Source organism: Flavobacterium sp. UW10123, assembly GCF_040538975.1.
Lineage (GTDB): Bacteria > Bacteroidota > Bacteroidia > Flavobacteriales > Flavobacteriaceae > Flavobacterium.
Window position 1 is genome coordinate 118,307 of the sequence record NZ_JBEWQE010000003.1, and the last position, 14,407, is coordinate 132,713.

Below are 14,407 nucleotides of genomic sequence, written 5' to 3' on the forward strand. Positions count from 1 at the left end.
TTAAATTTATGAGAAAAATAGTTATCGCACTATCAGTATTAATGGCCCTAACATCATGTGTTTCTAAAAAGAAATATGCTGAGTTGGAAGCTAAAAACAAAGAGACTCAAGATTTGTTAAACTCATGTACTGTAAAATTAAATACGTGCTTAGAAGAAAAAGCTGGATTAGCTGCTACAGCTGAAAGCTACAAACAACATAATCAAGATTTAATCAATAGTTCTAAGGATTTAACTATCTTAACAACTAAAGGTGCTGAAAACCTTGAAAAATCTCTTGAAAGTTTAAAAGAAAAAGATTTGAAAATTTCTAGACTTCAAGACGCTTTAACTAAAAAAGACAGTGTAACTTTAGCGTTAGTTACAAGCTTGAAAGGCGCTGTTGGAATCAACGATCCAGACATCGAAATCAATGTTGAAAAAGGAGTTGTATTTATCTCTATCGCTGATAAATTATTATTCAAAAGCGGTAGCTATGACGTAAGTGATAAAGCTAAATCTGTTTTAGCTAAAGTTGCTAAAGTTGTAAATGATAAACCTGATTTTGAGTGTATGGTTGAAGGACACACAGATGACGTTCCTTACAAAAGCAACGGAATTATCTTAGACAACTGGGATTTAAGTGTTAAACGTTCTACTTCTATCGTACGTGTATTAACAAACGATCTTGGAGTTAACCCAGCTAAATTAATTGCTGCCGGTAGAAGCTCTTACGTACCATTAGTTGCTAACGATTCTGCTGAGAACAAAGCTCGCAACAGAAGAACTCGTATCGTAGTTATGCCAAAAATCGATCAATTCTATGATATGATTGAAAAAGAAATGAAAAAACAAGCAAAATAATCCTTGTTTTCACATACTATAAAAACAGAAAAAGCAGGTCAATCGACCTGCTTTTATGTATCCTTAATCTTTTTTTAATAACCAATTAAATATAATTAAGAATAGCATTATTTTTAAGTAACTAACTAAATTTTAACATAATAAAGTTACTCATATTTTTTATACTTTTAAACTTTTAGTGTATTTTTTTACAAAATATCAATATCACCCTTACCTTCTCTGACTATAACTGGCTCATGCTCAGAAAGATCTATAATTGTCGACCCAACATTATCTCCGTAGCCACCATCGATTACCATATCAACAAGATGCTGCCATTTTTCAAAAATCAATTCTGGATCTGTGGTATATTCTATTACATCGTCTTCATCACGAATAGAAGTTGAAACAACAGGATTTCCTAACTGGCGAACAATCTCCAAAATAATATTATTATCTGGCACACGAATACCAACAGTTGTTTTCTTTTTAAACTCTTTTGGTAAATTATTATTTCCTGGTAAAATAAATGTATAAGGTCCAGGAAGCGCTCTTTTTAATATTTTAAAAGTTGAAGTATCTATCTGACGTACATAATCTGATAAATTACTCAAGTCGTGACAAATAAATGAAAATTTAGCTTTATCTAATTTTACTCCTTTTATTTTAGCAATCTTTTCTAAAGCTCTAGAATTGGTAATATCACAACCTAAACCATAAACAGTATCAGTCGGATAAATTACCAAACCTCCATTCTGAAGCACTTTTACAACTTTAGCAATTGCAGCTTCACTAGGTTTGTCTGGGTATATTTTTATAAATTCTGCCATTATGTTTTTGTTTAAAGTTTTGTTTGTTTCAGGTTTCAATTTTGTCAGGCTGAGCGGAGTCGAAGCCGTCATAAGTTGAAAAGCTCTTCGCCTCCGCTCAGAGTGACAAATGTTTCGAAACTTGAAACACTTTCTATCCTACAACATCTAATTTAGCAAATCTTAGCAACAATTTCTTAATTCCGCCTACTTCAAATTTAATTTCTGCTTTTCGATCTGCTCCAACACCTTCAAGATTAATCACTTCACCTTTTCCGAAACGCTCGTGCATGACCACATTTCCAACCGTAAGTTTACTGTCAAACAAATTCGAATTTCCACCGCTTGGGGCATTTCCAGAAACCGGCTTTAATTTTCTAATATTTAAATCAGGCTTAGGACTGTTGTCTGTAATATGCTTTGGAGGAGTTCCGCCTATTGGTTTTGCTAATCTTAACTTAGACTTATCAACGTCTCCAAAAATATCACCATCAATTGGAGATTTATAGCGATAATTGGTTTCTGCAGGTGTTAAATAATCTAGATATTGATCCTCAATTTCTTCAATAAAACGGGATGGTTCACTGTCTGTCAATTTTCCCCAACGGTAACGAGACTGAGCATATGTCAAATACGCTTGATGTTCTGCACGAGTCAATGCTACATAGAACAATCGACGTTCTTCTTCTAGTTCACTTCTAGTACTCATACTCATGGCGCTCGGAAACAGATCTTCTTCCATACCTACCACAAATACATGAGGAAATTCTAATCCTTTTGCTAAGTGAATAGTCATCAAAGCAACACGATCTTCATCGTTAGTATCTTTATCCAAATCGGTTGCCAAAGCCACATCTTCCATAAATTCAGAAAGTGCTCCTCTTGCTCCGTCAATTTCTCGCTGTCCTTCAGTAAAATCTTTAATACCGTTTAAAAGTTCTTCGATATTCTGAATTTTCGCCATTCCTTCAGGAGTAGCATCTTTTTTCAATTCCTGAACTAATCCTGTTTTTTTTGCAACGTGATCGGTTAAATAAAAAGCATCTTGATTCTGATCTATGACCTGAAAACTTTGAATCATCGTTACAAAATCTTTCAGTTTATTTTTAGTACCAGCATTCAGTTTCAAATCGATTTTATCAATATTCACCATTACTTCCCAAATCGAACGTTTGTAATGATTTGCCGCAATAGTTAATTTTTCAACGGTTGTATCACCAATTCCACGAGCCGGATAATTGATTACACGAATCAAAGCTTCCTCATCTTTTGGATTCAGAACCAAACGCAAATAACATAAAACGTCTTTAATTTCTTTACGCTGATAGAATGACAATCCGCCATAAATCCTATACGGAATATCACGTTTTCTCAACGCATCCTCCATCGCACGCGATTGCGCATTGGTCCTATATAAAATCGCAAAAGATCCATTATGAAGCTGATTTTGCATTTTCTGTTCAAAAATTGTACTCGCTACAAAACGGCCTTCTTCGGCATCTGTCAAACTCCGGTGCACTTTTATTCTCGGACCAAAGTCATTGGCCGTCCAAACCACTTTATCCAGTTTGGTTTTATTATGCTCCATAACCGTATTTGCCGCTTCTACAATATTACGCGTCGAACGGTAATTCTGCTCTAAACGATACATCACAACTCCTTCATAATCCTTCTGGAAATTCAAGATATTATTGATATTCGCCCCACGGAAAGCATAAATACTCTGCGCATCATCTCCAACCACACAAATATTCTGAAATTTATCAGACAAAGCCCTAACAATCAAATACTGAGAATGGTTCGTATCTTGGTACTCATCAACCAGAATGTAGCGGAAACGATTTTGGTATTTTGCCAAAACCTCTGGGAAACGCGTCAATAATTCGTTGGTTTTCAACAACAAATCATCAAAATCCATTGCTCCGGCTTTAAAACAGCGCTCCACATATTGCTGATAGATTTCACCTAATCTAGGCTTTTTAGCCATCGCATCGGCTTCCTGCAATTCAGGATTGTTAAAATACGCTTTTACCGTAATCAAACTGTTCTTATAACTAGATATACGTCCTAAAACCTGTTTTGGTTTATAAATATCACGATCCAGCTGCATTTCTTTAATAATCGAAGAAATTAAACGCGCCGAATCCTGAGAATCGTAAATAGTAAAATTGGAAGGATATCCTAAAAGTTCAGATTCCGCACGAAGAATACGTGCAAATATCGAGTGAAAAGTTCCCATCCAAAGATTTTTAGCTTCAGATGCTCCCACAATATCCGAAATCCTGTGTTTCATTTCTCTTGCCGCTTTATTGGTAAAAGTCAACGACAAAATATTAAACGCATCAATTCCCTGATGCATCAAATAAGCAATTCTAATTGTTAAAACACGGGTTTTTCCCGAACCTGCACCAGCAATAATAATCATTGGCCCGTCTTTTTGTAAAACAGGCGCTCTCTGCGCTTCGTTGAGCTGGTCAATATATTTCTGCATGTAATTTTCTCCTTTTAGGCAAAAATAAGAATTAAAAAAGAAAGTTCCTAAGATGCTGAGGCGCTAAGGTTCTAAGTTTTTTCTGAAGCCAAACAATTGGCTTTTTTTCAGGCATGGTTTCCCGCTTTCGGCTATATCTCTCCGCTCCGCTTCGAGGATACCGCCTCAATCGGGGCTAGAAAACAAACAGTTTTTTTGAGATGCTAAGCTACTAAGGTTGTGAGATACTAAGTTTTTCCTCAGACAAAAGAGAGAAAACTTAGAACCTTAGAATCTTAGCAACTCAGAACCTTACTTAAAAAACACATCATAAGCAAATCGGATTAAAGTTCCGACAACAACGATTAAAAAGAAAATTCTAATAAATCCGTTGCCTTTGTTTATGGCTAATTTTGCGCCAAGCCATCCGCCCAATCCGTTGCTGATTGCCATCGGAATTGCAATTGCCCAAATGATTTTTCCTTTTATCATAAATAAACAAATCGAACCGAAATTGGTTGCCAGATTTACCATTTTAGCATTCGCGGAAGCGTGAAGAAAATCAAAGCCGAGCAGCGCAATAAAAGCAACAACAAAGAAACTTCCGGTTCCTGGGCCTATAAATCCATCATAAAACCCTACAATCACACTAATAACTACTGCATACATAATTTGTGTCGCTGCCGAATGATCTTTGGCAACATGCTGTCCGAAATTTTTCTTGGCATAAGTATATACAAACAGCAGAGATAAAACCACTAACAAAAGCGGTTTCATAAAATCATTGCTTACCAGAGTCAAAATTGTAGATCCCAAAAATGCAGAAGGAACAGCCAGACACATCATTATAATTAACAATTTCCACTGAATAACAACTTTCTTCAAATATTGAAATGCCGCAAAAGCAGTTCCGCTAAAAGCAGGAATTTTTAAAGTTCCAACTACTGTAGAAACGGGAAGATTTGGCAATAAAATCAATCCCATAGGAGTTTGGATTAATCCGCCGCCGCCAACAATTGCATCAATAAAACCAGCAGCAAAAGCCGCCAAACAAAGAAAAAGTATTATGTATGAATCCATTAAAAAGATATTTCGGTATCAGTAAAAAACAAGTTGCAAAAATACATCTTCCTTTTTGTTTATTGCCATAAATTTAAAGTTGATTTTTAATCAAAAAGTATATTTTTGCTTAAAAATTATTCCAATGGATTTCAATAAAATAATAGAACTTGCGAGTTATACTTTACCAGCCTTAGTTACAGGAGTTGTAGCGTATCGTTTCTTTGAGCTACACATTAAAAACAACGACAGAAAACGTGCTTTTTTGTTAAACAAACAAGCTCATAAAGAATCGCTCCCAGTACGTTTACAAGCATATGAGCGTATGACATTGTTTCTAGAACGTATTAATTTGACAAAATTGTTAATTAGAATTGCTCCTATTTCGCAAAACAAAAATGATTACGAAAATTACTTAATTGATTTAATTGAGCAGGAATTCGAACATAATTTAACTCAGCAGATTTACATGTCTGAAGAATGTTGGACAATCATTACAACTGCAAAAAATGCAACAATCCAAATGATTCGTAAAGCTGCTATGAGCGACAAAGTAGAAAATGCTGACAAACTTCGCGAAGTAATCTTAAATGATTTATTAGAAAAACAATCGCCAAGCAATGCTGCTTTGAGTTTCATTAAAAGTGAAGTTGCAGAACTTTGGTATTAAATAATATTGCAGATTTTAGATTTAGAAAATCCAATCTAAAATCTAAAATCTGCAATTTCAAATATTAAATCAATATCTTATTATCACTCATTACCTCAGATTTATTCTGAGCATATTCATAACCTTGCTTCCACCATTCTTTCATTACCTCTTTATTAAAAATCAAAGCATTATCGGTTAATTTTATGGGAGTGTAATATAAATTTAATTTTACATTCTTATTATTTGCCATAAGTTTTCCTATAGCAATATCATGTTTTTCTACTTGATCTAAAGCAATTCGGAACAAATCGATCATTAATGAAAACGGATTTTTTCCAATTACTGTTTTCGTTGTATTCACCTCTGTTTCAAGTACGATTACATCAATTTCTGTTGCTCCTCTATTAATTGCTTCGCGAATTGGAACCAAGCTTGAAAATCCACCATCGCCATATTCACAATTGTTCTTTTCAACTAGACTCATAAAAGGAACATAATTACTCGATATCCAAGACCATTCACAAAATTCCTCGTACGTACAATCTTTTACCGATTTATACTCTGATTCGTTTTTAGTAAAATTCGTCACAGTAACGATAACATCGGTTTTTAGCTTTTTGAGTTTATTAAAATCAGAGAGAGAAAAATTATTCTGAATGTATTTCTTCAAACCTTTACTTTCACCAAAAGTTCTTTTTCCTTTAAAAAATTGGCGTAGTACATTAAAGTGATTAATGGTCACAATATCTACTCCATCTTTACTTTTCACCACAAATGGGCAAATATTAAAAATGCTCGACATGGTAACATTGGTATAAACAGAATGGATTTTCTTAATATGACCGAGAGCTAAATGCGGAATCAATAAACTTCCTGTAGAAGTACCTAAAAACAAATCGTATTCGTGTTTTTTTTCTTCTATCAAATATTGGGCAACACCGCCAGCAAATGCGCCTTTACTGCCACCACCTGAAATAACCAATGCTCTCATAAATTGTAATGTAGGTTTTTATTTTTTGGGATATTTTTTTTGAGACTTAATAAGAGAGGAAAGAAGCAAGAAGGAAAATATTCTGAGATTTTGACTCTTGGTTCTTGCTTCTTTTATCTATCCACTAATATTTACTCTTTCAACAAACGATTCAATTGAAACTGTTCATCGGGTGTCAAATTAGGTAAAATTCTATTAAAAGAAGCACGCATTTCAGGATTTTTTAACAGAAATCTAACTGTATCTCTACCAAACTTCGAAAATTGCCACATATGATGTGTCGTAGCACCAACTAAATTACTCAAAACCTGATCGTTAATAATCTTAAACGCAATTAGTTTTTCTAAAGCATTTTGCCTTGTTGTGGCTTCATATTTTGCAGATGAAAATGCAATCAGTTCATTTACAAGAGCATCTTTTTCATTAGTGTAGTTTGATGTTGACAAGGCAAGAGAAAGCCACAAAGTCCTTAAATTATAATCATTGAAGCCAATCCAACTTTTAGATTTATCCAAGTATTCTGTTCTATGATCCGGAAAATTTCTCCATAGCCAATAAAGGGCAATTTCTTGCGTCTGATAAGATTTATCATTTAAAAGCGTTTCGTAATTTATTCTAAAATCTTCTGGAATTTGGGTTAAAGAACCAGCTAGATTTTGGCGTACTTTGATGTTATTAGTCTGCATCGCTAGAAGCAAAAGAGCTTTTTTGTCTTCGTATTTCTCATTTTCTAATTGATCAACAATGGTTTCCTTAACCGATTGATATACATTAGATTCCAAAGTGTTTTTTAAAACATCTGCTTTTTCGATTAAAGGTGTTTTTTTCAATTTATCGATTTCCAGTCTTTTTTGGATTGCTTTGTTTTTGCTCAATAATGCATTTGCAGTTGGCGTATCAAAAGCAGTCGATTCTAACCAAGTTTTCTGAAACTTATCCAGATCAAAATCGGAAACTTTTTTAATCTCATCAAAGAAGTTTTGTGTATTTACCGTTTGATAAGCATATTTATTCAAATAACTTTTTATTGCTTTTTTGAATGCTTTATCGCCAATCGATTCATGCAAAACAAACAATGTCCAAGCTCCTTTTTCGTAAAATGTAAGCGAACTCGCTTTTGCGTTTAAAACAGGAATCGTGTCAGTTCGAGATGCAAACTTAATTTGTTGTGCTGTGTCGTATAATTTAGAGTAAAAATAATCTTCTCCATAAATATCTTTTTCTGCAAGCAAGGCAAAGTATGTGGCAAATCCTTCCTGAAGCCAGTGATGTGTACTGCTTTCAGCGGTAATAAGATCTCCAAACCAATGATGTGCTAACTCATGCGCATCTACATTGGTATAATTTCGATCGCAAAAACCAGTTGAATCTACTACATAACGGGTCGCAAAAATAGTCGAAGTAGTATTTTCCATTCCAGCGTATAAAAAGTCTCTTACTGGAATCTGTCTGTTGATTTTCCAAGGATATTTTACACCTATCTCTTTTTCAAAGAAATCAAAAATGCGTTTCGAGTAACGATATGTTGGCTCAAAACGGTCTACATCTTTAGGTTCGTAATAATATTCTAAAGGTATTCTAGTTTTAGATTTAAATTCTTTTTTTTCATATTTTCCAATAGCCAGCATTAATAAATACGAACTCATTGGTTTTTCCATTTGATATTGCCAATGATTTAGATTTCCGTTTATTGTCTTTTCTTTTATGATTCCGTTTGAAACTACCTGATAATCTCTATCATAAGAAATTCCTAAATTGAAAATCAATTTTTCATTTACATCATCAAAACTCGGAAACCAATTGCTGGTGTATCTTCCCTGCCCTTGCGTCCAAATTTGTATTTCGTCATTATCCATATCAACAAAATACAATGCCTGTTTTGGTTTTGCTGTATAATTGAATGTCAAATGATTCTGTCCTTTTTGGAAAGGAAAAACCAATTTTAATTCTTTGTTAGTATTGATAAACATGATTTCATTTTCATTGATTTTTACATTCGAAAATTCCATGTTTTTAGCATCAAGCGAAATCGTATCAATATCTTTCAACACCTCAAATTGAAAATCAACAGTTCCAGAAATCATTTTTTCTTTTGGGTTTAATGACAATTGTCCGGAAACAGATTTAAAATCAACATATTGAATTTGCTGTGCGAATAGAAAAGTGGTGAATAATAGAAAAATGTATTTCATTGAAAATTTTATTTTAAAGAATCTGTTTCCCAAGATATCGGATTATGTTTTATGTAATCATAAATCTTTTCGAACGTTTTGTAATTTCTAACAATATGATCGTGGTAGTTCGCCTGCCAAATCGATTCGACTCCATTTATCTGTTTAGTTGTGATTGATTTAAAAGTAGCAACAAATGATGAAATAGAATTGGATTTTCTAGAAAATTTAGATTCCGATTGGTTTTGTAGAGGCGCACTGCAGTGCGTCTCACGTCCGTATGTCGACAAAGATTTTTCCGTAATATTATTTTCTGTTGTGGATATGCTAGGCGTAGACGCACTGCAGTGCGTCTCTACGATATGCGGGATGTCTTGAATTTCGATTAGCAAATGAACATGATTTGGCATAACAATCCAATTATGAAAAAACCAATTTTTGCGAATCTTAATCGATTTTAAAAGCTCTCTTTCAATAATTTTTCCATTTTCATTTAAAATCATTTTTTCCTCTTCAATACTACCAAAAATTGGTTGCCTATTTTTAGTAACGATAGTAATAAAATAAACAGCCTCACTAGAATAATCCCAGTTTTGCAATCTATTTGAATTAATTTTAAATTTATCTCTAAATAACATCTCAATTGGCATGTAAATTCCCAAAGTTACAAAGGTTTTCTTTACAAATAGAACGAATTTTGTAAGTTTACCATATAAAACAACCAAATCGTGTCTACAACTCAAAAAGCCTTATTTAACTGGAGCAGCGGAAAAGATTCTGCTCTTGCCTTATATAAAACATTACAAAATAATGATCTTCAAATTGAATGTTTGCTGACTAGCGTAAACCAGCAATATCAGCGCATTTCTATGCACGGAATCCGTGTTGAATTATTACAAGAACAAGCTGAAAGCATCGGAATTCTGCTAAAAATTCTGGAAGTGCCCGAAATGCCAACAATGGAAGTTTATGAAAAAGTGATGACTGAAACTTTATCGGAACTAAAGCAAAAAGGCATAACACATTCTATTTTTGGAGATATTTTTCTGGAAGATTTACGCCAATACCGCGAAAATCAATTGGCAAAAATTGGATTAACAAGTGTCTTTCCGATTTGGAAAATCCCAACTCAAGATCTAATTCAGGAATTTATTTCATTGGGATTCAAAACAATTGTAGTTTGCGTCAACGAAAAATATTTAAACAAAAGTTTTGTTGGTAGAATTATCGATCAGGATTTTATAAATGATTTACCTGAAAATGTTGATGTCTGTGGAGAAAATGGTGAATTTCACACCTTTACTTTTGATGGACCAATATTCTCAAAACCGATAGATTTTGAAATTGGAGAAATTGTTTATAGAAAATATGAAAAGCCAGCAAAACAAGATTCATCAAATACAGCCTGCGATACTAATGATGAAACTGCTTTCGATTTTGGCTTTTGGTATTGTGATTTAATAAAAAAATAGAATGAAGTTTTTCTTTAAAATCATCTTTCTCTTGTTTATCTCATTGTCCTTTCAAAGTTGTTTGGTCAGCAGATGCAAAAGACCAGAAATTGCAGGATATATTTACGATTCAGAAACCAAAAAACCAATTGATAATTGTCAAGTTGGAGAAGTTTTAAGCCAGTCGAACGGTTATTTTTTATTAAAAGAAAAAAGATACCGCCAATTTACTTTTTTTGGTTTTGAAGCGCCGACTTTAATGGTCAACGAACCTGTAAAAAAAGACGGTTACGACTTACAAAAAATTCAATACATGCAACCTTTCGGCGGTGGAATGAAAAAAGGAGCTTTTCATAATGCAGATACTATTTATATCAAGAAAACTGTTTTAAAAACGAATTGATAGGTGTTTCCAGTTTTAAATCAGAAAATCATAGGGATTGTGTCTTCAAAACAAAAAAGCCGAAAAAGAACAGAAAATGTCTTTTCCAGCTATGCAAAAAATGGATTCGAGATTAAGATTAAGTTGATTGATCAACCCAAGTTTTTAGGAACCACTTACCGTCTTTTAACTCGAAGATATAATCTATATAAATTCCATTATCTAACCCGCGTTCTTCAAGAGTGACTTTGCTTTTCTTTATTGATAAAGTTCTTTTTAAATATTTTTCGTCTGCTTTTCTATTCAAAGTAAGCACTTTATAGTTCTCTTTTGTCTGCGTATAATCTACCAATTCAAGATCGTCATTATTTGCCCTGTACTTTAGAGGAAAAATCACTCTGCTCACTTGAAATTTCGAATCAGCATTGAATTTACTAAAAAAAGTATTGAAATCTTCGGGAGCTGTTTTTGTGCTCTGAGCAAAAAAAGCAGTATTTAAAGTCATTGTTAGAACAAAAACTAATAAGAAAAACTTTTTCATTATTCTTCATACATTTTTAGCAAGTTCGTAACGGTATTCCAGTTTCGAATTGTTGCTGTTACATTCAATTTTTTCTCGATATATTTTTGGTCAAAACGAGTTTTTCCAGCACCTACCGCATATTTAATGAAAATTCTATTTTCGTCAATGCTCGCTTCGTCCGGTTTGAATTGGCTTATTTTCAAATCGTTTATGTTCTCTTTTTTCAAATTCATTGAAACAAAAGCAACGTATAGCTTTTTCATATCAATGTCTTTTTCTTTCAAAAATGAATTATTAGCAAAACACGATTCCAAATTTTCTTTGGTAATCATCACGACAGGAACTTCGTGGCCAAAAACTCTAAAGATTTCCTGTTTGATCATAAAACCTACTTTCGAAGCATCTTCTTCACTATCCACAAAAACATTCCCAGATTGCAGATACGTTCTTACATTTTGAAAACCAAGATTCTCCAGCATTGCTTTCAAAGCTTCCATTTTCATCATATTATGCCCAGAAACATTGATTCCGCGTAAAAGCGCTAAATGTGTTTTCATTTTTTCTGATTTTTTTTCAAAGATAAAAAACACTATTCATCTTCTTCACTGATTTCAATACCAAACTTTACTAAAAAGTCGTTAAACTTTTGTTTATATTTTCTTTGCGCCTCTTCTACAATTTCATCGGCTTCTTCGTTGGTTTCTATTGCATTGAGACTAAATTCTTCTTTTACCCATTCACAAAATTCTTCCTTATTTTCGCTTTCTTCATAATATTCTTCGTCTTGATAAAAATAAGCTTTATCAAAATCAACAGAAATTTCGGTGTCCAAAGTCAAAAGCTGAATTAATTTTTGAGTATTTTCTGCTACAACGTGAACTCCGCCTTCGTCTCCGAAAACAACAATTGGGCAATTGTTCAAATCTTTATCGATAATCCAGTATGCGTAAGAGCTTCCTGAACCATTTGCGCCAGCAAATTCGATAAAACTATTATAAAATTCTTCCTCTTCAGACCATGTTTTTATTCCTGTTTTCTCTTCTGTTATAGTTAGTCCAAAACATTCCGAATAAGTTTCTACTCCATGCTCCTGCTCAAATTCATACAGTTTTACTAAATCTTCAGGTAATATATAATCGTAAAATTGAGAAGCATATTCTTCTAATGAAAATCTATTACCATAATCTGAATACTCTGTTTCATTTTCTTCTTCATCACCGTCAACAACTTCTGCTGTTAATATTTCAAAAGTTTTCATTACAGCATTTTTTACGCAGAAAAATTCAATTCCTGGAGCATTTTCATCATTCATCCACTGATATTTTGGATCTCCCTCTTCATTAAGATATTCCAGAATAATCATAATTTCTTGATCTTCATGGCACCATAAAGCACGCATTCTGATATTAAACCCATTCGAAATTTCTTCTGAAATCTGACTGTATTTTTTCCCTTCATAATCAAAAGGGATAAACAAATAAGTTGTTCCTGAAATATGTCTAACGATTTTTCCGTTTTCTTTCTGTTCTTCGGTTTCAGACAAAACTTCGACCATATTAATAAACTGATTTCGGAAATCAGCATACATATATCTATCTTTTTTATCGTAATCTAAGATTGAAAGTCCTTCTTTGAATATTTCCAGATAGTTATTGCCTAATATTTCTTCGTTATATTCTGAATTTTCTAAAAAAGAATCTTCTACAATATCGGATAGTTTATGCGTTGAAGGTAGATAATTTTCAACAGTAATAATAGATCCGTCAGTATCTTGTACATTACTGCAAATCAAAATATCGGGTCTATTGGCACTGATAATTGCCTGAACATCTGTAAAGCGCTCAAAATGAAACAGCATATCGTCACTGAAAATCAACCACGCGGTAAGATCTTCTTTTACAAAAAGTTCACCGTGATTGTATTCTCCAGCAAGTGTGTCGCATTGCAGACCACCGCCTAAATAATGAACACTTCCGAACAGATTAATATTAACAGTCGTAGTTTTTCCTAAAACGATTAATGCGGGAGAATTATCGGTATCATAAGAACTGATAAGTTTTGTCACCGTTAGATTTCCTTTAAAAATAAAACCTAAAATAAAAATATCAGGATGTTCTTCGGTACTGAAATCCATCTCGAACAAATCCATTTCGACATCATTTTCTGCTAACAGAAATATCGGATTTTCTTCGTAATCAGGAAAACGCCAAGTGTCTTCAAAAACATTATAGATTTTCTGATTGTTGAAATCTGTAAGATCTCCAATGATATTATGCGCTTCATGTCGGTTAATTACTTTAAAAGTAATTCCAGAAAATACCATTGTTTCAAAAGGAACTTTTTCTTCTTTAATCATAACGAGGCTTATATTAAACAGTAAAACAAATCTAACAATTATCTTTATTTAATAAAATAATACTGACGGTAAAATAAAAAACTCCGTTAGAAACGGAGCCTTAAAATAATCTGAATTAGTAAGCAATTATTTCTTTTTCTCATATACTAGTCTTGGACCATCGCATATGCTCCACGTTCCATACAAATTTCCGAAACTATTAATGATATATAAATTTTCTTTTGACTTGGAAGTACAAGATGCTACTATATCACTCTCTGCAGTATAATTTAGTTCAAACTGAGTTTGATCTGTCGTTTTTACTACAGAATAAGTTCCTGAAATGGTTGTAATTTTACCATCTTTCTTTCTTGTTTTAGAGAATGTATTGTTAGAATTAAAAGTATACGATTCCTCCCATTCTAAAATATCAATCGAATTTACTGCGGGATTACTGTTACCCATTGCTGTAAGTATCCACTTTCCGTGATAACTTTCGGTTGGTTTATTGTCATTGTCGTCATTAGAGCAAGAAACAAGCGAAATAAACAATACAATTAAAAGTCCAATTTTCTTCATTTTTATAGTTTTTGATGGTTAATTATTATTAAGATTTTACTTCCTTAAAATGGTTGCGTCTAAACTTTACAACTTAACGATAAATTAATATTCAAACACTTGAAAACGATAATTCATTTTCAAAATTCCTAATTAAAATCTATCTTCGCTTTTCAAAGAGAAAA

At 32.9% G+C, this 14,407-nt stretch carries 14 protein-coding genes; 4 read left to right on the top strand and 10 right to left on the bottom strand.

All coding sequences use genetic code 11. The annotated features are described in order from the left end of the window. The first annotated feature begins 8 nt into the window (after positions 1 to 8). On the top strand, positions 9 to 842 hold the full coding sequence (locus ABXT06_RS04875) for an OmpA/MotB family protein (protein ID WP_111424856.1): 834 nt from the start codon (positions 9 to 11) through the stop codon (positions 840 to 842). Positions 843 to 1,030: 188 nt separating this feature from the next. Here the strand turns inward: ABXT06_RS04875 and ABXT06_RS04880 are convergent, their stop codons facing one another. From ABXT06_RS04880 to ABXT06_RS04890, 3 genes are all read right to left on the bottom strand, one after another. Continuing rightward, positions 1,031 to 1,651 (bottom strand): L-threonylcarbamoyladenylate synthase, encoded by a 621-nt coding sequence (locus tag ABXT06_RS04880; RefSeq protein ID WP_111378213.1) that lies wholly within the window; start codon positions 1,649 to 1,651, stop codon positions 1,031 to 1,033. Between the two features lie 133 nt (positions 1,652 to 1,784). After that, the gene (locus ABXT06_RS04885) at positions 1,785 to 4,121 is read right to left on the bottom strand and encodes an ATP-dependent helicase (RefSeq protein WP_354589728.1); all 2,337 of its coding nucleotides are present in this window, start codon (positions 4,119 to 4,121) and stop codon (positions 1,785 to 1,787) included. 291 nt (positions 4,122 to 4,412) lie between these two features. Continuing rightward, positions 4,413 to 5,180: a sulfite exporter TauE/SafE family protein gene (locus ABXT06_RS04890; protein ID WP_354589729.1), complete on the bottom strand. Its 768-nt coding sequence runs from the start codon at positions 5,178 to 5,180 to the stop codon at positions 4,413 to 4,415. Positions 5,181 to 5,304: 124 nt separating this feature from the next. Here ABXT06_RS04890 and ABXT06_RS04895 point away from each other — a divergent pair, with 124 nt between their 5' ends. Beyond that, positions 5,305 to 5,829 carry a DUF7935 family protein gene (locus tag ABXT06_RS04895; RefSeq protein ID WP_111378093.1) on the top strand — a complete coding sequence of 175 codons (525 nt, stop codon included), beginning with the start codon at positions 5,305 to 5,307 and terminating at the stop codon, positions 5,827 to 5,829. 64 nt (positions 5,830 to 5,893) lie between these two features. Here the strand turns inward: ABXT06_RS04895 and ABXT06_RS04900 are convergent, their stop codons facing one another. The 3 genes from ABXT06_RS04900 to ABXT06_RS04910 form a co-directional block, all read right to left on the bottom strand. Continuing rightward, positions 5,894 to 6,802: a patatin-like phospholipase family protein gene (locus ABXT06_RS04900; RefSeq protein ID WP_111425041.1), complete on the bottom strand. Its 909-nt coding sequence runs from the start codon at positions 6,800 to 6,802 to the stop codon at positions 5,894 to 5,896. Positions 6,803 to 6,933: 131 nt separating this feature from the next. Continuing rightward, positions 6,934 to 8,994 (bottom strand): M1 family metallopeptidase, encoded by a 2,061-nt coding sequence (locus ABXT06_RS04905; RefSeq protein ID WP_354589730.1) that lies wholly within the window; start codon positions 8,992 to 8,994, stop codon positions 6,934 to 6,936. Between the two features lie 8 nt (positions 8,995 to 9,002). Beyond that, on the bottom strand, positions 9,003 to 9,716 hold the full coding sequence (locus ABXT06_RS04910) for a transposase (protein ID WP_354589731.1): 714 nt from the start codon (positions 9,714 to 9,716) through the stop codon (positions 9,003 to 9,005). On the opposite strand from ABXT06_RS04910, the gene ABXT06_RS04915 reads away from it, so the two are divergent. Then, positions 9,702 to 10,445, top strand: a complete 744-nt coding sequence (locus ABXT06_RS04915) for a Dph6-related ATP pyrophosphatase (protein WP_354589732.1) — start codon at positions 9,702 to 9,704, stop codon at positions 10,443 to 10,445. The two genes, ABXT06_RS04910 and ABXT06_RS04915, sit on opposite strands and share 15 nt — an antisense overlap. 1 nt (position 10,446) lies before the next feature. After that, positions 10,447 to 10,827 (top strand): hypothetical protein, encoded by a 381-nt coding sequence (locus ABXT06_RS04920; RefSeq protein WP_354589733.1) that lies wholly within the window; start codon positions 10,447 to 10,449, stop codon positions 10,825 to 10,827. A 118-nt stretch (positions 10,828 to 10,945) separates the two neighbouring features. On the opposite strand, the gene ABXT06_RS04925 is transcribed toward ABXT06_RS04920, so the two are convergent. The 4 genes from ABXT06_RS04925 to ABXT06_RS04940 all read right to left on the bottom strand — a co-directional run bounded on the left by ABXT06_RS04925 (position 10,946) and on the right by ABXT06_RS04940 (position 14,243). Beyond that, positions 10,946 to 11,347 carry a DUF4348 domain-containing protein gene (locus tag ABXT06_RS04925; RefSeq protein WP_354589734.1) on the bottom strand — a complete coding sequence of 134 codons (402 nt, stop codon included), beginning with the start codon at positions 11,345 to 11,347 and terminating at the stop codon, positions 10,946 to 10,948. Further along, complete coding sequence (locus ABXT06_RS04930) at positions 11,347 to 11,886, bottom strand: DUF1697 domain-containing protein (RefSeq protein WP_354589735.1); 540 nt, start codon at positions 11,884 to 11,886, stop codon at positions 11,347 to 11,349. The genes ABXT06_RS04925 and ABXT06_RS04930 overlap by 1 nt, the downstream gene beginning before the upstream one ends. Positions 11,887 to 11,918: 32 nt before the next feature. Further along, positions 11,919 to 13,685 carry a hypothetical protein gene (locus ABXT06_RS04935; protein WP_354589736.1) on the bottom strand — a complete coding sequence of 589 codons (1,767 nt, stop codon included), beginning with the start codon at positions 13,683 to 13,685 and terminating at the stop codon, positions 11,919 to 11,921. Between the two features lie 126 nt (positions 13,686 to 13,811). Further along, complete coding sequence (locus ABXT06_RS04940; protein WP_354589737.1) at positions 13,812 to 14,243, bottom strand: hypothetical protein; 432 nt, start codon at positions 14,241 to 14,243, stop codon at positions 13,812 to 13,814. Positions 14,244 to 14,407: the final 164 nt, after the last annotated feature.

Bases quoted from the DNA above. Each gene is read 5' to 3' on its own strand.
- ABXT06_RS04875 (WP_111424856.1), top strand. From the start codon at position 9: ATGAGAAAAATAGTTATCGCACTATCAGTATTAATGGCCCTAACATCA.
- ABXT06_RS04880 (WP_111378213.1), bottom strand. From the start codon at position 1,651: ATGGCAGAATTTATAAAAATATACCCAGACAAACCTAGTGAAGCTGCA.
- ABXT06_RS04885 (WP_354589728.1), bottom strand. From the start codon at position 4,121: ATGCAGAAATATATTGACCAGCTCAACGAAGCGCAGAGAGCGCCTGTT.
- ABXT06_RS04890 (WP_354589729.1), bottom strand. From the start codon at position 5,180: ATGGATTCATACATAATACTTTTTCTTTGTTTGGCGGCTTTTGCTGCT.
- ABXT06_RS04895 (WP_111378093.1), top strand. From the start codon at position 5,305: ATGGATTTCAATAAAATAATAGAACTTGCGAGTTATACTTTACCAGCC.
- ABXT06_RS04900 (WP_111425041.1), bottom strand. From the start codon at position 6,802: ATGAGAGCATTGGTTATTTCAGGTGGTGGCAGTAAAGGCGCATTTGCT.
- ABXT06_RS04905 (WP_354589730.1), bottom strand. From the start codon at position 8,994: ATGAAATACATTTTTCTATTATTCACCACTTTTCTATTCGCACAGCAA.
- ABXT06_RS04920 (WP_354589733.1), top strand. From the start codon at position 10,447: ATGAAGTTTTTCTTTAAAATCATCTTTCTCTTGTTTATCTCATTGTCC.
- ABXT06_RS04925 (WP_354589734.1), bottom strand. From the start codon at position 11,347: ATGAAAAAGTTTTTCTTATTAGTTTTTGTTCTAACAATGACTTTAAAT.
- ABXT06_RS04930 (WP_354589735.1), bottom strand. From the start codon at position 11,886: ATGAAAACACATTTAGCGCTTTTACGCGGAATCAATGTTTCTGGGCAT.
- ABXT06_RS04935 (WP_354589736.1), bottom strand. From the start codon at position 13,685: ATGATTAAAGAAGAAAAAGTTCCTTTTGAAACAATGGTATTTTCTGGA.
- ABXT06_RS04940 (WP_354589737.1), bottom strand. From the start codon at position 14,243: ATGAAGAAAATTGGACTTTTAATTGTATTGTTTATTTCGCTTGTTTCT.